We start from the raw sequence: 20700 nt of genomic DNA, 5'->3' as shown, positions 1-20700 counted from the left end.
CGCGGATCATCCTTGCGATGTACGGGGATGGATCCGCAGAGCGACGCGACGGGAGGGGCCGGATCCCTAGCGTCGAAGACATGGAGATCACGACCAGCGACCTGGGACTCGCAGCCCGCGTCCAGCACCTCACCAAGACCTACGGATCCGGCGAGGGCGCGGTGCGTGCCCTCGACGATGTCAGCGTCGGCATCCGCCGCGGCCAGTTCACCGCGATCATGGGTGCCTCCGGCTCGGGCAAGTCCACGCTGATGCACATCATGGCGGGCCTGGACACGCCGACCCGAGGGCGCGCCTGGATCGGCGACACGGAGATCAGCGGACTCGGCGACCTGGACCTCACGATCCTGCGCCGCAGGCGCGTCGGCTTCATCTTCCAGGCGTTCAACCTCGTGCCCACCCTGGATGCGCTCGGCAACATCCTGCTGCCGTTCGAGCTCGACGGACGTCGCCCCTCCGCGATCGAGCGGGCGCGGATCGACTCCCTCGTCGAGATCCTCGGCATCGGGCCGCGGCTCCGGCACCGCCCGCACCAGCTCTCCGGGGGCCAGCAGCAGCGCGTTGCCATCGCGCGGGCCCTGGCGACGGCGCCCGATCTCGTCTTCGCCGACGAGCCCACGGGCAACCTCGACTCCGCGTCGGGGCGCGAGGTGCTGCAGCTGCTGTCGACCGCGAGCCGCGAGCAGGGCCAGTCGATCGCGATGGTCACGCACGACGCGGTCGCCGCGAGCTACGCCGACCGGGTGCTGTTCCTCGGCGACGGCCGCATCGTCGCCGACCACCCGCGCCGCAGCGCCGACGAGATCGCGGGGCTCATGCTCTCCGGCGGCGCACCGGTCGCCGCGGCACGCACGGAGGTGCCGGCATGACCGCCGTCGCTCCGACCCTGCTGGAGACGCCGCTGAGCCCCTCGCGGATCGCGTTCCTGCGCGAGCGCGGGATGGGTTCGAGCGTGTTCGTCGCGGCGCTCACCGCGGCGTTCGGCGTCATCCTCGTCGACACCACGGGATTCCTCGGCGCACTGCTGCAGAGCGACCCGACGATCGGGGACAGCAAGACCCTCGCGTACGTCGTGCAGATCCTGTCGGTGCTGCTCACCGCGGTCGCCATGTACGTGGCCGCGATCGTCACCGCCAACACGTTCTCGACGATCGTCGCCGGGCGCACCCGCCGCATCGCGCTGCTGCGCCTCATCGGCGCCTCGGCCCGGGCGCAGCGCACGGAGGTCGCGGGGCAGGGGCTCGCGGTCGGGATACTCGGGGCGATCCTCGGACTGATCGGCGGGGTGCTACTGAGCTGGGCCGGGATCGCGATCGGGTCCTCCTTCTTCGCCCATGCGCCGGTCGGGTTCTCGCCCCTGCAGCCGACCGTGCTGATCCCGGCCGTCGGCGTCGCGCTGACCACGTGGCTCGCCGCCTGGGCGGGCTCCCGCCGGGTGCTCACGGTGACCCCGCTGCAGGCGCTCGCGGGATCGGCTGAGCGCAGCGTCGAGGAGACCGGCACGGTCTCCTCCCGCCACCTGGGCGCCATCACGATGTTCGTGCTGGGAGGCGCCCTGCTCGCGGGCGGCGTCGTGTACGGACTGACCTCGCCGCTCGGCGTGGTGGTCGCGTTCTTCGGCGGCGTGTTCTCGTTCACGGGGCTCGCCATCGGCGCGGTGCTCATCATGCCGCCCGTGCTGCGGCTCGTGGGGCGCCTGTTCGGACGCAGCGCCACCGCGCGCCTCGCCGCGGAGAACGCCCTGCGTCACCCCGAGCGCTCCAGCCGGATGGCGATCGGGGTGGTGATGGGCGTGACCCTCGTCACGATGTTCGCCGTGGCGATGGAGTCGGCCAAGGCACTGGTGGTGCGCTCGAGCGCGGAGAAGCTGCCGCCCGAGTACTTCGCCCCGTTCGACGTGTTCGGCACGGTGATGATGGTGCTCGTCGCAGTGTCGGCGGTGATCGCCGCTGTCGGGCTGGTCAACCTGCTGACGATCGGGGTGGTGCAGCGGCGGCGCGAGCTCGGCCTGCTGCGGGCGATCGGGCTGAGCAGCCGTCAGGTGCGCCGGATGGTGCTGCTGGAGGCGGCGCACGTGACGATCGCGGCGACCGCGACAGGTCTCGTGCTGGGCGTCGCCTACGGCTGGATCGCGGCCCAGTCGCTGCTCGGATCCGTGCCCTCGATGCCCGACTTCCATCCGGCGGGGCTCATCCCGCCCGTGATCCCGTGGGTGCCGGTGGTCGCGATCGTCGTGGCGACGGCCGTACTCACGCTCGTGGCGTCGGTCGCGCCTACCCGGCTCGCGACCCGCGTCGCGCCGGTCGAGGCCCTCGCCGCCGATTGAAGCGCGGCAAGGATCAGGCAGGGCTGCGGGTGCTCCCCGCGGCCCTGTCCCAGCCCCGCGCGAGACGGCGGATCCGCCATCCGCGCCACTGCCACGCCGCCCACAGCACGGGCAGCAGGACGAGCGACCCCGGACCGCCGAAGACGAGCCGGTCGCGCCAGAGTGCGCGCCCGCCGGGCAGAGCCGAGACGGCCATGCGGTGGTCCCAGACGTCGAGCGAGGAGAGCGGCCCGGTGAGCGGGATCCCGCTGTCGCGCAGGATGCGCACGGTCTCGCCTCGGTGCTCGCGGACCTCGTCGTAGGCGCTGATGAGCTGCGTGCCGACCGGGATCAGGCCGAACAGCCGCAGCCGCACCGCGGTGTGCAGCAGGGAGCCCTCGTCGGCGTGCGTGAGCGGCTCGACCACGATCACGGGGGCATAGAGGGCCGTGAGCACGGCGGGCGAGTGGAGGCAGGCCCAGGCGGCGTCCGCACTCGCCCGGATCCGGAACTTCAGCTGCACCTGCCGCAGCTTCGGGCTCGCCGTCGTCATCGCGGTGCCACCGCCGCCCGGCGATCCGCGGCCGTGATCTCGCGGCGGGTCCAGACCAGCAGGAACCGCTCGTCGTAGCGGCGCGAGCAGCGCGCGCACGACGACGCCCGGGTGGGGCGCCGATGCCGGTACGTCGTGTGCCCGGTCGGGCAGCGACCGATCCAGGGGGCCAGATCGGTCGCGGTCTCGCCGTGGTGCGTGGTCCCGCCCACGTAGCCCAGCGCGCGCGCCGTCCGCTTCCAGGCGACCCCGTGCGCGGCCTGATGGCCGGCGAGGGCGTGCGCCACCTCATGCAGGAGCACCTGGTGGATCTCGTCGTCGTCGAACCGTGCCGCCAGATAGCGGGAGACGGTGATCCGCTTGTCGCGGTAGTTGCAGGCGCCCGCGCGGCGCTTGGCGTTGTCGAAGCCGAACGACCAGGTCGGATCCAGATGCAGCCGGATCAGGGCCTCGCCCCAGATCCGCACTCGTTCCAACTCGGCCATGCACTCACGTTAGGCGATGCCGCCGACATCCGGGCGCGCTCCCCGGCGCGGTGCAGCGAACGGCAGGGGTGGGCCGTTGTGCAGGGAGGCCGGGCCGTTGTGCAGGGACGCCGGGCTGTTGTGCAGGGAGGGCGGGCCGTTGTGCAGGGGGACCGGGCTGTTGTGCAGGGAGGCCGGGCCGTTGTGCAGGGACGCCGGCCTCACTCCCCGCAGCGGCGGGCGGAAGTCCGCGGCGGACCGGGTGGCGTGACGAGCGCCGACGGGTCGTGACCCTGCAGAATGCCGGACGCTCCCTGCGGAACGCACGGTGGTCCCTGCGGAATGCCGGACGCTCCCTGCAGAATGCCGGACGCTCCCTGCGGAACGCACGGTGGTCCCTGCGGAATGCCGGACGCTCCCTGCGGAACGCGCGGTGGTCCCTGCAGAACGGCCGTGGCGCGCGGCCGACGAGGATCAGCCGTTGACGGCCACCGGATCCTGATGCCGCTCGACGGTCTCGATCGCGAGCAGCGCGGCCTCGAGTTCGGCGTCGGCGGCCCCGGCCTCGCGGCGGAGGAACAGGGTGCGCTTGAAGCTCTCCCTCGCCTGCTCGAACTCGCCGGCCTCGAAGGCGTTGCGTCCGCGGTGCTGATGCGCGAACGCCGCGATCGGCACCCACCCCTGCCCCTCCGCCTCGGCCACGCAGGTCGCGAGCTCATGGTCGGCCGCGCCGTGCATGCGGCGGTACTGCAGCACAGTCGCATGCAGGACGCGAGCGCGCAGGAGGTCCTTCCGGGTGCCCGCCATGCGCGCCTGCCGCACGGTCTCCGCGGCGAGGACGAGCGCGTCGTCGAGGCGGCCCAGCACCTTGAGCAGCCACACCCGCTCGAGCATCGAGGGGAGGCTGCGCTGATCCCCGAGCTCGTCGAGACGCTCCTCGCACTCGGACGGATCCACGAGCTCGCGCAGTGAGTCCGGGTCGTATCCCTTGATGTAGCCCACGCGCCGCCCTCCTGTACCGCTCGCCGTGCCTTCCAGTCTGCCTGCGGATCGCGAGCATCCGCGAAGGCCCCGGGGCGTGCCGTGAGAAACCGGTCGGCGACGTGCGCGACGGACCCGGTCCGGTCGCATCGGCCGGGTCAGCGCAGGAAGAGGCCGGCGTCGGGCCGGGGCGAGGCGACCGCCGTCGCGTCGGTGACGATCGCCGCGTCCTTCGCGAACGCCGTGACCTCGGAGCCGTGCGCGAGCTTGGCCGGATGGGGGCCTGCGGCGAGGATGCGCGGCAGTGCGTCGGCGGGCAGGGGAGCGGCCGATGCCGCGAGCACGAGGTTGCCGAACCGGCGGCCCTTCAGGATCTGCGCGTCGGCGAGGATCGCGACCTCGGGCAGGACCGTGCGGATCGTGGCGACCTGGCGGCGCGCGAAGGCGAGCCCCGGACCGTCGGCGACGTTCACGAGGAGCACGCCGGCGGGCGCGAGCAGAGCCGCCAGCTCGGCGTAGAACTCGACGCTGGTGAGGTGCGCGGGCGTCTGCGCGCCGGAGTACACGTCGGCGACCACGAGGTCGACGGTCCCGACGAGCGCGGGCGGCAGCCGCCGCACGCCCTCGCGGGCGTCGCCGATGCGGATCCGGATCGCGGCCCCGCGCGGCAGCGGGAGATGCTCGCGCACGAGCTCGACGAGCGGGGCCTCCAGCTCGATGACCTGCTGCCGCGAGCCGGGGCGCGTGGCGGCGATGTAGCGGGGGATGGTCAGCGCCCCCGCACCCAGGTGCACGGCCGTGATGGCCTCCCCCGGAGAGCCGAGCTGGTCGATCAGCGCTCCCATCCGCACGATGTACTCGAAGTGCAGGTGCGTCGGATCCGCGGGATCCACGTGCGACTGCGGCGTCTCGTCGATGAGCAGCTCGTACCCGCCGCCGAACTCCGCCGGCACCACCTGCGCGATCCCGCCGGAGCCGAGCCGGGCCGACGGATGCTCGGTGTCCTTCGCGCGCGCTCTGCCCATGCCACGAGGGTATTCCGTGCCGGCCATCGCTTGCACCGGGTTTGTTAGTAGTGGATGCTTAAATGCGGCGCGCCGGCGCCGACGGATTCGACGAGGAGACCTCCATGACCACCGAGCACGACCCCGCCGGAGCCGACGAGCTCGCCCGCCTCGCCAACGGGGTGCTGTGGCCGGGTTTCCTCGGCGCCGAGCTGCCGGATTGGCTGGCCGCGGAGCTGCGGGACGGCCTCGCGGGCGTCGTCTACTTCGCGCAGAACCTCTCACCGCACCTCGAGCGGCTGAGCGCCGCGATCCACGAGGCCAATCCGCGCGCGCTCATCGGCGTCGACGAGGAGGGCGGCAGCGTCACCCGGCTCGAAACGCTCGCCGGGTCGACGGCGCCGGGGGCCGCGCAGCTCGGCGCGCTCGACGACCTCGCCGCCACCCGGGCGACCGGAGCGGAGCTCGCCCGCCGGGTCCGCGAGGCCGGCGCCGACGTGCTGATCGGGCCGGTCGCGGACGTCAACACGGATCCGCGCAACCCGGTCATCGGCGTGCGCGCGTTCGGCGCGCAGACCGCACTCGTGTCCCGCCATGCCGCCGCCGAGGTCGAGGGCATCCAGGGCACCGGGGTCGCGGCGTGCGTCAAGCACTTCCCCGGGCACGGCGACACGGCGCTCGACTCGCACCACGACCTTCCCCGGATCACCGGGGATCCCGTCGAGTTCGACCGGGTGCACATCGAGCCGTTCCGCGCCGCGATCGCCGCCGGGGCGCGTTCGGTGATGACCGCCCACCTCGTGGTCCCGGCGTGGGGCGAGGAGCCGGCCACCCTCAACCCGCGCGTGCTGGGGATGCTCCGGGCCGAGGGGTTCGACGGCGTGATCGTGACCGACGCGCTCGACATGGCCGCGATCCGGGAGTCGGTGGGGATCGGCGGGGGAGCGGTCCGCGCGCTCGCCGCCGGGGCGGACCTGCTCTGCGTCGGCAACCCGACGAACCCCGGCGACGCCGCCGCGCCCGACCAGGACCAGCGCGACTTCCACGCCGCGAGGGACGCGATCGTGCAGGCGCTCGCCGACGGCACGCTGAGCGTGCAGCGCGTCGCCGAGGCGGCCGCGCGCGTCGCCCGCCTCGCCGACGAGCTCGCCGCCGAGCGCACGGGCTCGTCCGCGGCCGAGCCCGTCGACCTGGGCGGGATCGTGGCCCGCTCGCTCACGGTGCAGGGCGACCTCGGCTCCCCGGCCGCGGGGCTCGTGGTCCTGGACGCCCGCCGCAGGGCCACCCTCGCGGTCGACAGCGCCGCGTCGTACGTCGTCGAGGCGCTGGCGGAGGGGGAGTGGTCGCGGCGGATCGACACCGAGCGCGCGACCGCCGACGAGGTCGCCGCCGCGATCGCCGGGGCCCGGTCGGCCGCCGCGGGCGGCGGATCCCGGATCGTCGTGCTCGTCGACCGCATCGACACCGACCCGTCGCAGCGCGGGTTCGTGGCCGCGGTCGGCGAGGCGGCGCCGGACGCGGTCGTCGTGAACGTGGGGCTGCCCGGGACCGGATCCGGTCTCGCGGTGATCGACGTGCGGGCCAGCAGCAGCCTCGGCGCCCAGGCCGCTCGCGCCCTGCTCGTCGGCCGGGCGGACTGAGTCCCGAACGCGACTCTGAACCCGGGCGCGCTCGCGGTTATACCCTCGTTGAGGCGGAAGGTCAAGAATCGCGCTGGACATGTTGCGATTTCGGGCCTATAGTGGATATTTGCGCCTCGCTCCCTCCTGCCCTCATATGGTGGTCGGCAGAAACTCCGTACGTCCTCGCTCCTCTCGGAGCGCTTTCGCGTGCGGTGATCGCGAGAGCGGCGCACTCCACCTGACGACGAGGAATCGAGACGCCCTTCGGGGCTCACGGAGGTTATTCCCTTGGCTGCTGCTCGCAACGCATCCACTCCCACCACCATCAAGAACGGACGCGGCGCATCCCGCCTCTCGTTCGCCAAGATCTCCGACACGCTGACGGTCCCCGACCTGCTCGCCCTGCAGACCGAGTCCTTCGACTGGCTCGTGGGCAACGAGGCCTGGCGCACGCGCGTCGCGGAGGCCACCAAGGCCGGCCGCAAGGACATCGCCACCGCCAGCGGCCTCGAGGAGATCTTCGAGGAGATCTCCCCGATCGAGGACCTGAGCGAGACCATGCAGCTCTCGTTCACGAACCCGTACCTCGAGCCCGAGAAGTACTCCATCGAGGAGTGCAAGGAGCGCGGCAAGACGTACGCGGCCCCGCTCTACGTCGAGGCCGAGTTCATGAACCACCAGACCGGTGAGATCAAGACCCAGACGGTCTTCATGGGCGACTTCCCGCTGCAGACCGCCAAGGGCACGTTCATCATCAACGGCACCGAGCGCGTCGTCGTGTCGCAGCTCGTCCGCTCCCCGGGCGTCTACTTCGACAAGACCGCCGACAAGACGAGCGACAAGGACATCGTGTCCGCCCGCGTCATCCCGTCCCGCGGCGCCTGGCTCGAGTTCGAGATCGACAAGCGCGACCAGGTCGGCGTGCGCATCGACCGCAAGCGCAAGCAGTCCGTCACCGTCTTCCTCAAGGCGCTGGGCATGACCAGCGAGGAGATCCTCGCCGAGTTCGCCGGCTTCGCCTCGATCGAGGAGACGCTCGCGAAGGACACGATCCTCACCAAGGAGGACGCGCTCCGCGACATCTACCGCAAGCTGCGTCCGGGCGAGCAGGTGGCCGCCGAGGCCGCCCGCGCGCTGCTCGACAACTTCTACTTCAACGCGAAGCGCTACGACCTCGCCAAGGTCGGTCGCTACAAGATCAACCAGAAGCTGGGTCTCGACCTGCCGCTGGACGAGTCCGTCCTCACGGTCAAGGACGTCGTCGAGACGATCAAGTACCTGGTGCGCATCCACGCCGGCGTCGAGACCTTCGAGGGGATCCGCGGCGGCAAGAAGGCCGAGATCCGTCTCGCGACCGACGACATCGACAACTTCGGCAACCGCCGGATCCGCGCCGTCGGCGAGCTCATCCAGAACCAGGTCCGCACCGGTCTGTCCCGCATGGAGCGCGTCGTCCGCGAGCGCATGACCACGCAGGACATCGAGGCGATCACCCCGCAGACCCTGATCAACGTGCGTCCCGTCGTGGCCGCGATCAAGGAGTTCTTCGGCACCTCGCAGCTGTCGCAGTTCATGGATCAGAACAACCCGCTCGCGGGCCTGACCCACAAGCGCCGCCTCTCGGCCCTCGGCCCCGGTGGCCTCAGCCGCGACCGCGCCGGCGTCGAGGTGCGCGACGTGCACCCCTCGCACTACGGCCGCATGTGCCCGATCGAGACCCCGGAAGGCCCGAACATCGGTCTGATCGGCTCGCTCGCCACGTTCGCGCGGATCAACTCGTTCGGCTTCATCGAGACGCCGTACCGCAAGGTCGAGGGTGGCAAGGTCACCGAGCACATCGACTACCTGACCGCCGCCGAGGAGGTCGACTTCAACATCGCGCAGGCGAACGCCCCGCTCGATGCGGACGGCCGCTTCACCGAGGCGCACGTCCTGGCCCGTCCCAAGGGCGGATCCGGTGAGGTCGACATGTTCCTCCCCGAGGAGATCGGCTACATCGACGTCTCCCCGCGCCAGATGGTGTCGGTCGCGACCTCGCTCGTGCCGTTCCTCGAGCACGACGACGCGCAGCGCGCGCTCATGGGCGCCAACATGCAGCGCCAGGCCGTGCCGCTGCTCCGTTCCGAGTCGCCGTTCGTCGGCACCGGTATGGAGGGCTACGCCGCCATCGACGCCGGTGACGTGATCACCGCCGACAAGGCCGGCGTGGTCTCCGAGGTCTCCGCGGACCGCGTCGTGGTCATGCTCGACGAGGGCGGCACGCAGGAGTACTACCTGCGCAAGTTCGACCGCTCGAACCACGGCACCTCGTACAACCAGAAGGTCGTCGTCTCGGCCGGTGAGCGCGTCGAGGTCGGCGAGGTCATCGCCGACGGCCCCGCCACGGAGAACGGCGAGCTCGCGCTCGGCAAGAACCTCCTCGTCGCGTTCATGACCTGGGAGGGTCACAACTTCGAGGACGCGATCATCCTCAGCCAGGACCTGGTGAAGGACGACACCCTCTCCTCGATCCACATCGAGGAGTACGAGGTCGACTCGCGCGACACGAAGCTCGGCAAGGAGGAGATCACCCGTGACCTCCCCAACGTCAGCCCGGAGCTCCTGAAGGACCTCGACGAGCGCGGCATCATCCGCATCGGCGCCGAGGTCCGCCCCGGCGACATCCTCGTCGGAAAGGTCACCCCGAAGGGCGAGACCGAGCTGTCGGCCGAGGAGCGCCTGCTCCGCGCGATCTTCAACGAGAAGAGCCGCGAGGTGCGCGACACCTCCCTGAAGGTGCCGCACGGCGAGCAGGGAACGGTCATCGCGGTCAAGGAGTTCAACGCCGAGGACGGCGACGACGAGCTCGGCTCCGGCGTCAACCGCCGCGTCGTGGTCTTCATCGCCCAGAAGCGCAAGATCACCGAGGGCGACAAGCTCGCCGGCCGCCACGGCAACAAGGGTGTCATCGCGAAGATCCTGCCGGTCGAGGACATGCCGTTCCTCGCCGACGGCACGCCGGTCGACGTCATCCTGAACCCGCTCGGCATCCCGGGCCGCATGAACTTCGGCCAGGTGCTGGAGACCCACCTCGGGTGGATCTCGAAGCAGGGCTGGAAGATCGAGGGCAACCCGGAGTGGGCGGCGCAGCTGCCCGAGGACGCGTTCGACGTGGCCCCCGGCACCAAGGTCGCGACCCCGGTGTTCGACGGCGCCCACCAGGAGGAGATCGAGGGTCTCCTCGACTCGACGCTGCCGACCCGTGACGGCGTGCGCCTGATCGACTCGTCCGGCAAGACCACCCTGTTCGACGGCCGCTCCGGCGAGCCGTTCCCGGGGCAGATCTCCGTGGGCTACATGTACATCCTGAAGCTCCACCACCTGGTCGACGACAAGATCCACGCGCGTTCGACGGGCCCCTACTCGATGATCACCCAGCAGCCGCTCGGCGGTAAGGCCCAGTTCGGCGGCCAGCGCTTCGGTGAGATGGAGGTGTGGGCGCTCGAGGCCTACGGCGCCGCGTACGCGCTGCAGGAGCTCCTCACGATCAAGTCCGACGACATCCTCGGCCGCGTCAAGGTCTACGAGGCGATCGTCAAGGGCGAGAACATCCAGGAGCCGGGTATCCCGGAGTCGTTCAAGGTGCTCATGAAGGAGATGCAGTCGCTCTGCCTGAACGTCGAGGTCCTCTCGGCCGACGGCACCGCGGTCAACCTCCGCGACACCGACGACGAGGCCTTCCGCGCCGCCGAGGAGCTGGGGATCAACATCTCCAGCCGCTTCGAGTCCGCATCCATCGACGAGATCTGAGCCCTCGGGGGATCCGGATCCGCTCCGGGTCCCCCGAGGCCCTGACTTTTTGATTTCGGCAGTTCGGCTCCGCCGACCTGCTCAATCATCAGTTTTCATTGACACAGGAGAACTAGTGCTCGACGCAACAACCTTCGATGAGCTTCGCATCGGCCTCGCCACCGCAGACGACATCCGCAAGTGGTCGTACGGTGAGGTCAAGAAGCCCGAGACCATCAACTACCGCACGCTGAAGCCGGAGAAGGACGGCCTCTTCGGCGAGCAGATCTTCGGCCCCTCCCGCGACTGGGAGTGCGCCTGCGGCAAGTACAAGCGCGTCCGCTTCAAGGGCATCGTCTGCGAGCGCTGCGGCGTGGAGGTCACCAAGAGCTCCGTCCGCCGCGAGCGCATGGGCCACATCGAGCTCGCCGCGCCCGTCACCCACATCTGGTACTTCAAGGGCGTGCCCTCGCGCCTCGGCTACCTGCTGGACATGGCGCCGAAGGACCTCGAGAAGGTCATCTACTTCGCCGCGTACATGGTCATCTCGGTCGACGAGGACGCGCGCCACCGCGACCTGGCGACCCAGGAGAACAACATCCGCCTCGAGCTGAAGACGCTCGGCGACCGCCGCGACGCCAAGATCGCGGAGCGCCTGGCCAAGCTGGAGACCGAGCTCGCGGCCCTCGAGGCCGAGGGCGCCAAGGCCGACGCCAAGAAGAAGGTGAAGGACGCCGCCGAGAAGGAGATGTCCCTCATCCGCAAGGGCGCCGACGAGGCGATCGTCAAGCTCGAGCGCGTGTGGGAGGACTTCCGCACCCTCGAGGTCGGGGCCCTGCGTCCCGAGGACGACGTGTTCCACGAGCTGCAGGACCGGTTCGGCCAGTACTTCGAGGCGCACATGGGCGCCGAGGCGATCCAGCGCCGCCTCGCGGCCTTCGACCTCGCCGCCGAGTCGGAGAAGCTGCACCTGCAGATCTCCGAGGGCAAGGGTCAGCGCAAGATCCGCGCGATCAAGCGCCTCAAGGTCGTCAACTCGTTCCTGGAGACCGGCATGAGCCCGGCCGCCATGGTGCTCGACGTCGTGCCGGTGATCCCGCCGGAGCTGCGCCCGATGGTGCAGCTGGACGGTGGCCGCTTCGCGACCAGCGACCTGAACGACCTGTACCGCCGCGTGATCAATCGCAACAACCGTCTTCGTCGTCTGATCGACCTCGGCGCCCCCGAGATCATCGTGAACAACGAGAAGCGCATGCTGCAGGAGGCCGTCGACGCGCTGTTCGACAACGGCCGCCGCGGTCGTCCCGTCACGGGCACCGGCAACCGCGCCCTGAAGTCCCTCAGCGACATGCTGAAGGGCAAGCAGGGTCGCTTCCGTCAGAACCTGCTCGGCAAGCGCGTGGACTACTCGGGCCGTTCGGTCATCATCGTCGGCCCGCAGCTCAAGCTGCACCAGTGCGGTCTGCCGAAGACGATGGCGATCGAGCTGTTCAAGCCGTTCGTGATCAAGCGCCTGATCGACCTGGGCCACTCGCAGAACATCAAGGCCGCCAAGCGCGCCGTCGAGCGCATGCGTCCCGAGGTCTGGGACGTGCTCGAGGAGATCATCCGCGAGCGCCCCGTGCTGCTGAACCGCGCCCCCACCCTGCACCGCCTGGGCATCCAGGCCTTCGAGCCTCAGCTCGTCGAGGGCAAGGCCATCCAGCTGCACCCGCTCGTGTGCGCGGCGTTCAACGCCGACTTCGACGGTGACCAGATGGCCGTGCACCTGCCGCTGTCGGTCGAGGCCCAGGCCGAGGCCCGCGTGCTGATGCTCGCCTCGAACAACATCCTCAAGCCGTCCGACGGCCGCCCGGTCACCCTGCCCTCGCAGGACATGATCATCGGTCTGCACCACCTGACCACGGTCAAGTCCGGTGCGCTCGGCGAGGGTCGTGCGTTCGGCTCGGTGGGCGAGGCGATCCTCGCGAAGGACGAGGGCACCCTCGATCTGCAGGCGAAGGTCCGCATCCGCATCCCGGGTCTCACGTTCCTCGAGGGCGAGGCCCCCGAGGGCTACGACGCCCACGGTCTCGTGGACGCGTCGCTCGGCCAGGCGATCTTCAACGACACCCTGCCGAAGGGCTACCCGTTCGTGCGCGAGGTCGCCGACAAGGGCAAGCTGTCGCAGATCGTCAACAAGCTCGCCGAGGAGTACCCCAAGGTCGAGACCGCCGCGTCGCTGGACCGCATCAAGGACGCCGGCTTCTACTGGGCCACGCGTTCGGGTGTGACCGTCGCGCTCAGCGACGTCATCACCCCGCCGAACAAGGCGGAGATCGTCGCGGGCTACGAGAAGCAGGCCGAGAAGATCCAGGCGCAGTACGACAAGGGTCTGACCACCGACGCCGAGCGTCGTCAGGAGCTCGTCGAGCTCTGGACGAAGGCGACCAACGAGGTCCAGGCCGAGATGCAGGCGAACTTCCCGGAGGACAACACCATCAACCGCATGGTGTCCTCGGGAGCGCGTGGTAACTGGCTGCAGATCCGTAACATCGCCGGTATGCGCGGTCTGGTGAACAACACCAAGGGTGAGTTCATCCCGCGTCCGATCATCTCCTCGTACCGCGAGGGCCTGTCGGTGGCGGAGTACTTCATCGCCACGCACGGTACCCGTAAGGGTCTCGCCGACACCGCTCTGCGTACGGCCGACTCGGGCTACCTGACCCGTCGTCTGGTCGACGTCTCGCAGGACGTCATCATCCGTGAGGACGACTGCGGCACCTCGAAGGGCCTGGAGCTGCCGATCGCCGCGCCGAACAGCGCCGGCGAGCTGGTGCGCGACGCGAACGTGGAGAACTCCGTGTTCGCCCGTACGCTCGCGTCCGACGTGGTGAACGCGGCCGGAGAGGTCGTCGCGACCGCCGGTGAGGACGTCGGCGACGTGCTCATCGACAAGCTGGTCGCGGCCGGCGTGGAGTCGATCAAGGTCCGCTCCGTGCTGACCTGCGACTCGGCCGTCGGCGTCTGCGCGCAGTGCTACGGCCGCTCGCTGGCCACCGGCAAGACGGTGGACATCGGCGAGGCCGTCGGCATCATCGCGGCCCAGTCGATCGGTGAGCCCGGTACCCAGCTGACGATGCGTACCTTCCACCTTGCCTCCGCGGGTGACATCACGCAGGGTCTGCCCCGTGTGCAGGAGCTCTTCGAGGCCCGTACCCCGAAGGGCGCCACCCCGATCGCCGAGGCCGACGGCCGCATCACGATCGAGGAGACCGACAAGTCGAAGAAGGTCATCCTCACGCCCGACAACGGCGACGAGGAAGTGGTCTACCCTGTGCTGAAGCGTGCGACGCTCCTCGTCGAGGACGGCCAGCACGTCTCGGTCGGCGACCCCCTGCAGGTCGGCACGCTCGACCCCAAGGAGGTCATGCGCGTCATGGGCGCCCGCGAGGTGCAGCGCTACCTCGTCAGCGGCGTGCAGGACGTGTACCGCTCCCAGGGTGTGCCGATCCACGACAAGCACATCGAGGTCATCGTGCGCCAGATGCTGCGCAAGGTCACCGTCGTCGACCACGGCGACACGACCCTGCTGCCCGGTGAGATGCTCGACGCCCGTCGTTACCAGGACGTCAACCGCGAGGCCGTCGCGGCGGGCAAGCGCCCCGCGTCCGGTCGCCCGGAGCTGATGGGTATCACGAAGGCGTCGCTCGCGACCGAGTCGTGGCTGTCGGCCGCGTCCTTCCAGGAGACGACCCGCGTGCTCACGCAGGCCGCCATGGAGGGCAAGAGCGACCCGCTGGTCGGCCTCAAGGAGAACGTCATCATCGGAAAGCTGATCCCCGCGGGGACCGGCCTGCGCCGTTACCGCGACATCACGGTGGAGGCGACCGAGGAGGCCAAGAGCGAGCGCTACCCGAACCGGATCTTCGCATCCGACGGCGCGTACGCCGAGGGCGACTTCGGCTACGTCGACTTCGACGCGTTCTCGACCGACGACATCACTCCCGGCACCTACAACTGATTGAGGCGAGAGCCTGATCGCTTGACGAAGACCCCCGGATCCGCACGGATCCGGGGGTCTTCGCGTATCCGGGTCCGGGCTTCCGTTCCTCGCTCCGGTCGCAGAAGATGTCGTTCCGACCGCGTCTCAGCGACATCTTCCGCGACCGGAGCGAGACGGCGGGCGGGTCAGGATCCGAAGATGCTCGCCACGATGCTCGAGGTGTACCCGGTGGGTGCGAGGTTCGAGTACCGGGTGTCGATCAGGACGTCGTCGCGCCAGAACAGGGTGCGTCCGTCGGTGACCGGATAGGTCGGATCCGCCCACTCCTTCTCGCAGCGCGTGCCCTGGGACGGGGTGTAGCAGCGGAAGCCCTCGGTCTTCACGAGTCCGTTCAGCATATCGAGCGCCTCGCCGCGGTACTTCCGGGAGATCGTCGTCGTGATGCTCGTCGTGTCGGCCTTCGGATCCGCCCAGATGCAGATGAGGCTGCCGTCGGACTGCACGCCGCTCGGCCCGAACACGGGCGAGTTCAGCGGAGTGTCGCCCAGCTGCGAGAGCACATCCGCGGAGAGGAGCGCCTTGCAGTCGGCGGGAAGCGCCGCGGACGTCGCCGACGGGCTCGGCGACGGGGACGTCTTCTGCGGCGTCGGCGTGCTCGAGCCCGAGGTCGAGCCGCTCGTCGCGCCGCCGCCCGAGGGCGAGCTCCCCGGGGCGGTCGGGGAACAGGCGGTGAGCGCTGCGGCAAGGCTGAGGGCGGCGAGTACGACCGCGACGCTGCGAGTCTCCATGGCGCAAGGATAGGCCTCGCGATGCCGGCGACGCCGCAGCGACGGAACGGCGGCGGGCGTGTGCCGCGCGCCGGAGTAGCCTTGGGGGGATTTACCGGGAGAGGGGGCGGCATGACCGAGCACCGGGTGGTGATCCTGGGGGAGGCCCGGATCGACGAGATCCGCGACCCCGGCGGAATGCGCGAGGGCGTGGGCGGGGACGCGATCGACCTCGCGAGCGCCCTGCTCGGGCACGGGCTTTCCCTCACCGTCGTCGCGCCCGTCGGCGAGGACGCCGATGGCGAGCGCATCCGTGACGTGCTGAACGATCGCGGAGTGCGGCTCGTCGCGGTGCCGGCGCCGGAGGGCACGCTGCGGCGTGCGCTGGTGCGCGACCGCAGCGGCGCCGAGATCGAGGTGCGCCGCGAGGAGCGCGCCTTCGCCGACACGCGGCGCTCGCTCGCGGCCGAGGCCGAGGCCGACGTGGTCGTCGATCTCCGTCAGGGCATCGCGAGCACGGTCGTCGAGGAGCGGGACGAGGTGCTGCGCGCTCTGGGGCTGACCGATCCCGGGGCGCACGCCGACGCGGGTGCTCCCGCCGGCGCGTCGACCGACGCGGACGCCCATGCCCCGGTCGACACGACGCACCTGCCGGAACCCGAAGAGGGAGCCTCCGCCGTGCCCGATTCCGAGGACTCGGCGGAGCGGGTCGAGGCGGAGGCCGCGGGGACGCACTCTCCGGCCGGAGAGGCGGACGGGATCCTCGCCTCGCCGCCGCCATCCGTGCCGCTGCTTCCGGCGCCGATCGTGGCAGGCACCGCGCGCCATGCGCCCGTGCGGCTGCTTCCGGACCCTCCCGCGGCGCACGCACCCGCGCCCGACTGGCACGGACTCGAAGCGCGCATCTCCCGCATCGCCACCTGACGGCGGCGCAGTGGCGGGCTTCCCGCACCGAGTGCACGGGAAGCCGTCGAGTGCACGACGTGTTCGCGCGAATTCCCGGTGCACTCGGCACGAAGCCGCGCACTCGGCGAGCTGGGCGCGTCCTCAGATCGCGGAACGGGTGCCCCACCGCCCGGAACTGGCCGCGCGCGCGTCCATCCGGGGTGCGTGAGCCGACGCGTCGGCACCCGGTGATCCCTCGATTTCTCCCGGACGGATCCGCCGGGTATGCTTGATCTTCGCGCCCCCGGTCGGCTGAAGAAGCGGGGCGGGCGTGCATTGGCAAGTTGCCCGAGCGGCCAAAGGGAGCTGACTGTAAATCAGCCGCGTTATGCTTCGGGGGTTCGAATCCCTCACTTGCCACCCATGACGGAAGGCCCTCGCGATGCGAGGGCCTTCCGTCGTTTCCGCGGGGCGGACGGCGGTCAGGAGCCCGGTGCGGGGCGGCTGAAGAGATTGACCAGGTTCCCGTCCGGGTCGCGGAAGAGGACGGACCGGTTTCCCCATGGCATCGTGGTCGGCTCGAGCACGACGTCGTCGAGCACGTCCCGCAGTCGTGCGAACTCCTGGTCGACATCATCGACGAGGAACTCGACGATGACCGAGTCGTTGCGGCCTGGATGAGGGGCGCGGTCGCCCAGCATGGCGACCGTCGCGGTGCTTCCGATCGCCAGGGTTCCGCTCGTGGTGCGCAACTCCGCGAAGACCGGCGCGGGCCGCGCCGCGGTCGCCCCGGTCACCTCCTGGTAGAAGGCCGCGAGCCGGTCGACGTCGTCAGTGATGATGCGGATCGATGCGAGATCCAAGGCTGTCCTTTCCGTCGCGCCCGTGCAGCCCGACGAATCGATCCTGCAGGGGGCCACCGACATCGCCGTCCGAGCCCCGGCCTTCCTACACTGGTCTTCATGCGTGCCCTCACCGAAGACCAGATCCGGGCCTCGTTCCGCAACGCCGAGCCCGACGAGGTCGCCGAGATCGCGATGCCGCACGACCTGCTCCTCGCGGAATGGGACTACCTCGACTTCTTCGCCTGGCGGGACCCGATCGCGTCCCGCAGCGGCTACATCCTGATCGAGCAGGACGGCGAGGCCGTCGGGATCGTCCTGCGCGCGGCGGATCCGTCGCGTGTGCGCTCCGGCATGTGCAACCTCTGCCACACGATGCAGCCGGGCAACCAGGTCGCCCTGTTCGCCGCGCGCCGGGCCGGGGCGGAGGGGCGGAAGGGATCCGTCGTGGGCACGTACATCTGCGCCGACCTCTCCTGCCACGAGAGCGTGCGGCTCGCTCCGCCGCTCGCACCGAACGAGATCCGCGCGGAGCGGCTCGCCGACCGGCGTCTGGACGGCACGCATCGACGCGTCTACTCCTTCGTCGCATCGGTCCTCGGCGACAGCTGATCCTGAGACTCATGCATTCTGATACTCAGTGCCACGCTTCGGCCTCGCGCAGGTAGGCTGATCGGGCGGCCAGCGCCGCACGATCGCCGCCGATCCCGAGGGAGTCCGATGTCCGAGCCGCTGCTCTACCGTGTCGAGGACGGGCTCGCCCGGATCACCCTGAACCGCCCCCAGCGGCTCAACGCCTTCAACGCCGATCTCGCGCACGCCTGGGCTGAGGCGACCGCCGCGGCCGTGCGCGACAGCGCCGTGGGAGCGATCCTGATCGAGGGGGAAGGGCGCGCGTTCTGCGCGGGCGGCGACGTCATCGACATGGCTACCGGCATCGGCGGTTCCGCCGACATCCAGCGCCTCGCCGACGTGATCCACTCCGGTATCTCCTCCCTGGTCTCCTCATCGGTGCCGGTCGTGGCCGCGGCGCACGGCACGACCGCGGGCGGCGGCCTGGGGATCCTGCTCGCGAGCGACTACGCGGTCGTCGGATCCGACTCGCGCTTCGGCAGCCTCTACGCCAACATCGGACTCACACCCGATCTCTCGGTCAGTGCGCAGCTGGCCGCCGCGGTCGGCGAACGGCGCGCGCTGCAGCTCCTGCTCACCGATCGCATGCTGACCGCCGCAGAGGCCGTGGAGTGGGGCATCGCGGCGGAAGCGGTGGGGGAGGGCGATGCGGCGGCGATCGCCGCGGCGGTCCGCTCCCGCGCCGAGGAGATCGCGCGCTTCTGGCTCGCCGGGGCGTTCGGCGCGTACGGGCAGGCCAAGCGTCTCGTGCGCTCCCGCCCCGAGCGCACCTTCGCCGGGCAGTTGGACGAGGAGGCGCGCAGCATCGCCGCCGCTTTCGACGGTGCCGAGGCGCAGGGCCTGATCGCTGCGTTCGCGAGTCGCTCGGCCGCACGCTGACGCCTCGCTCCGCACAACAGCCGCGAGCGAGCAGTTCTCCACCGTCTCCGCCTCGTCCCCGGTCACCTCCGCCCGGCATGCGAGGATGAAGGCACGACAGACGGGGGATCCCATGGCGAACACGACGACGCCGGCGAAGTCCGGCCCGAACACGTCCCTGCTCATCCGCGGGGCCATCTGGATCGCGATCGGCGCGCTCATCGCGGCTGCGCTGGTGTGCGTGGTCTGGGTGCTGATCGGCGACCAGCAGGGCCTCATCGGCCGGGCCTTCCTGACGATCCTGCTGCTCGCGGGATTCGCGGCGATCGCGATCCTCGAGGCCAGCCTCGCCCCGAACCGCGAGGACTGGCTCGCCCTGCTGAGCATGATCTCGTGGATCCTCGCCCTGCTCGTCGGCGCGGTCAAGATCTGGCTGCCCGACGACGACATCCCGTTCGCCTACTTCACCGGGCTGGAGCGCTTCTTCCAGCTCGTGCTCGTGGTCGGCATCCTGCAGCTCGCCCTGCTGCATGTGCGCCTGTTCCAGAAGGCGGCGGCCCGTCATGAGACCGCGTTCACCCGGGCGATCGTCTGGGTCACCTACGCCTTCCTCGCGGGCCTGGTGGCGATGCTGGTGTTCTACCTGACGTTCCCGCACACGTTCCACTACGACGAGCTGTACTGGCGGATCGTCGTCGCGCTCACGATCCTCACCGCCGTCGGGACGATGCTGATCCCGCTGCTGAACGCCCTGTTCGCTCCGAAGCGGCCCGCTCCCGCTACGGCGGTCGGCGGGGGCTACGGGACGCCCGCCGCGGTCGCCCCGCTCGCGGGCCAGCCGCAGCCGTGGCCGACGTTCGCCGACGGTCGTACCCCGCTGCCGATGCTTCCCGACGGCGCTCCCGACTGGAACGCCTACTACACGGGCGTGCCGTCTCCGGGTGCGACGATCCCCGGGCAGCTCCCGCAGCCCCCGGCGTCCGCGGCTGCTCCCGCCGGATTCCCGGCGATCGCCACCGTCGCCTCGCCCCCGACGGACCCGCTGTCCGGCGGGCACGGCCTGAACGACGCCAGGCCGTCGGGCGTGGATCACCCGAGCGAGATGACCGGGTTCCCGCAGGCTCCGCCGGCGCCGCCGTCCGCACCCTCGTCGGCATCGTGAGCGCCGTCGAACTCCGCGAGCTCGCGGTCGACATCGCCCGGGAGGCGGGAGAGCTCGCGCGCCGACGACGCGACGAGGGCGTGTCGATCGCCGCAAGCAAGTCGACGCTCGCCGACATCGTCACCGAGGCCGACCGCGAGGTGGAGTCGCTGATCCGCGCCCGTCTCGCGGCGGAGCGTCCCGGCGACGGATTCCTCGGTGAGGAGTCCGGAGCAGGCGAGGGCACCACCGGCATCATCTGGGTCGTGGATCCGATCGACGGCACGGTCAACTACGCGTCCGGCATCCCGCTGTGGGCCGTGAGCATCGCCGCGGTCGAGGGCGGAAGCGACCCCGACACCTGGACCGCGCTCGCCGGCGTGGTGCAGTCGCCTGTGGTCGGCGAGACGTTCTCTGCGGCGCGCGGCGAGGGTGCGCACGTGAACGGGGCGCGGCTGCGCGTCGCTGAGCCCGGCCCGGCCGGCGCGCTGCTGGCGACGGGCTTCGGGTACGACCCGAGCACGCATGCCGGCGACCTCGCCGTCGTCGGGCGGGTGATGCCGATCGCGCGCGATCTGCGCCGAGGCGGAAGTGCGGCCACCGACCTCGCCTACGTCGCCGCCGGTCGTCTCGACGGCTACTTCGAGCGCGGACTCTCGCCGTGGGACTACGCGGCCGGTGCCCTGCTGGTGCAGGAGGCGGGCGGGGTGTTCCGTCGTCCCGAGGGGCGTGATGTGGCTCGCCGGCTGAATCTCGCGGGCGGCGCCGGTGTCGTCGAGCAGCTGCGGCGCCGGATCCTCGAGACCGCCTGACCGGCCGGCATTGGCGCGGGACACGCCCGTGTGACGCGGGAGCCGCGCCGATTCGGTAGCGCGCGGATTCTTTGGTATTC

Annotated in this window: 16 protein-coding genes and 1 tRNA gene; 11 read left to right on the top strand and 6 right to left on the bottom strand. The window is 70.7% G+C overall.

Annotated features, from left to right (window positions below; all coding sequences use genetic code 11):
- The first annotated feature begins 80 nt into the window (after positions 1–80).
- Complete coding sequence (locus J8G10_RS01745) at positions 81–869, top strand: ABC transporter ATP-binding protein (RefSeq protein ID WP_251438754.1); 789 nt, start codon at positions 81–83, stop codon at positions 867–869.
- Positions 866–2326, top strand: a complete 1461-nt coding sequence (locus J8G10_RS01740) for an ABC transporter permease (RefSeq protein ID WP_251438753.1) — start codon at positions 866–868, stop codon at positions 2324–2326. Before J8G10_RS01745 ends, J8G10_RS01740 begins: the two co-directional genes overlap by 4 nt.
- A gap of 13 nt (positions 2327–2339) precedes the next feature.
- Here J8G10_RS01740 and J8G10_RS01735 read toward each other — a convergent pair whose 3' ends face one another.
- The 4 genes from J8G10_RS01735 to J8G10_RS01720 form a co-directional block, all read right to left on the bottom strand.
- Complete coding sequence (locus J8G10_RS01735) at positions 2340–2858, bottom strand: hypothetical protein (RefSeq protein ID WP_251438752.1); 519 nt, start codon at positions 2856–2858, stop codon at positions 2340–2342.
- Positions 2855–3343, bottom strand: a complete 489-nt coding sequence (locus tag J8G10_RS01730; RefSeq protein WP_251438751.1) for a SprT-like domain-containing protein — start codon at positions 3341–3343, stop codon at positions 2855–2857. Before J8G10_RS01730 ends, J8G10_RS01735 begins: the two co-directional genes overlap by 4 nt.
- A gap of 453 nt (positions 3344–3796) precedes the next feature.
- The gene (locus tag J8G10_RS01725; RefSeq protein WP_251438750.1) at positions 3797–4324 is read right to left on the bottom strand and encodes a hypothetical protein; all 528 of its coding nucleotides are present in this window, start codon (positions 4322–4324) and stop codon (positions 3797–3799) included.
- 137 nt (positions 4325–4461) lie between these two features.
- Positions 4462–5328, bottom strand: a complete 867-nt coding sequence (locus J8G10_RS01720; protein WP_251438749.1) for a spermidine synthase — start codon at positions 5326–5328, stop codon at positions 4462–4464.
- 104 nt (positions 5329–5432) lie between these two features.
- Between J8G10_RS01720 and J8G10_RS01715 the strand changes: the two genes are divergently transcribed.
- From J8G10_RS01715 to rpoC, 3 genes are all read left to right on the top strand, one after another.
- On the top strand, positions 5433–6947 hold the full coding sequence (locus tag J8G10_RS01715; protein WP_251438748.1) for a glycoside hydrolase family 3 N-terminal domain-containing protein: 1515 nt from the start codon (positions 5433–5435) through the stop codon (positions 6945–6947).
- A gap of 270 nt (positions 6948–7217) precedes the next feature.
- Positions 7218–10718, top strand: a complete 3501-nt coding sequence (locus J8G10_RS01710) for a DNA-directed RNA polymerase subunit beta (protein WP_251438747.1) — start codon at positions 7218–7220, stop codon at positions 10716–10718.
- A gap of 115 nt (positions 10719–10833) precedes the next feature.
- A complete protein-coding gene (rpoC, locus tag J8G10_RS01705) occupies positions 10834–14700 on the top strand; it encodes a DNA-directed RNA polymerase subunit beta' (RefSeq protein ID WP_251438746.1) in 3867 nt (1288 codons plus the stop codon).
- Between the two features lie 167 nt (positions 14701–14867).
- Here the strand turns inward: rpoC and J8G10_RS01700 are convergent, their stop codons facing one another.
- Positions 14868–15470, bottom strand: coding sequence for a hypothetical protein (locus J8G10_RS01700; protein WP_251438745.1), 603 nt, complete (start codon positions 15468–15470; stop codon positions 14868–14870).
- Between the two features lie 111 nt (positions 15471–15581).
- On the opposite strand from J8G10_RS01700, the gene J8G10_RS01695 reads away from it, so the two are divergent.
- Entirely contained in the window at positions 15582–16373 is a 792-nt protein-coding gene (locus tag J8G10_RS01695; RefSeq protein WP_251438744.1) for a hypothetical protein, read from the top strand.
- 299 nt (positions 16374–16672) lie between these two features.
- Positions 16673–16754: transfer RNA gene (locus J8G10_RS01690), tRNA-Tyr, on the top strand.
- 62 nt (positions 16755–16816) lie between these two features.
- Here the strand turns inward: J8G10_RS01690 and J8G10_RS01685 are convergent.
- The gene (locus J8G10_RS01685) at positions 16817–17197 is read right to left on the bottom strand and encodes a VOC family protein (RefSeq protein WP_251438743.1); all 381 of its coding nucleotides are present in this window, start codon (positions 17195–17197) and stop codon (positions 16817–16819) included.
- Between the two features lie 99 nt (positions 17198–17296).
- Between J8G10_RS01685 and J8G10_RS01680 the strand changes: the two genes are divergently transcribed.
- The 4 genes from J8G10_RS01680 (at position 17297) to J8G10_RS01665 (ending at position 20620) form a co-directional block, all read left to right on the top strand.
- Positions 17297–17788, top strand: coding sequence for an FBP domain-containing protein (locus J8G10_RS01680; protein WP_251438742.1), 492 nt, complete (start codon positions 17297–17299; stop codon positions 17786–17788).
- A gap of 108 nt (positions 17789–17896) precedes the next feature.
- Positions 17897–18688, top strand: coding sequence for an enoyl-CoA hydratase/isomerase family protein (locus tag J8G10_RS01675; RefSeq protein WP_251438741.1), 792 nt, complete (start codon positions 17897–17899; stop codon positions 18686–18688).
- 112 nt (positions 18689–18800) lie between these two features.
- The gene (locus J8G10_RS01670) at positions 18801–19829 is read left to right on the top strand and encodes a hypothetical protein (RefSeq protein ID WP_251438740.1); all 1029 of its coding nucleotides are present in this window, start codon (positions 18801–18803) and stop codon (positions 19827–19829) included.
- Positions 19823–20620, top strand: coding sequence for an inositol monophosphatase family protein (locus J8G10_RS01665; RefSeq protein WP_251439365.1), 798 nt, complete (start codon positions 19823–19825; stop codon positions 20618–20620). The genes J8G10_RS01670 and J8G10_RS01665 overlap by 7 nt, the downstream gene beginning before the upstream one ends.
- Positions 20621–20700: the final 80 nt, after the last annotated feature.

Origin of the sequence: Microbacterium sp. USTB-Y (assembly GCF_023703415.1) — a bacterium.
In the GTDB taxonomy this organism is placed as follows: Bacteria; Actinomycetota; Actinomycetes; order Actinomycetales; family Microbacteriaceae; genus Microbacterium.
This window is presented reverse-complemented; position numbering and strand designations above follow the sequence as displayed.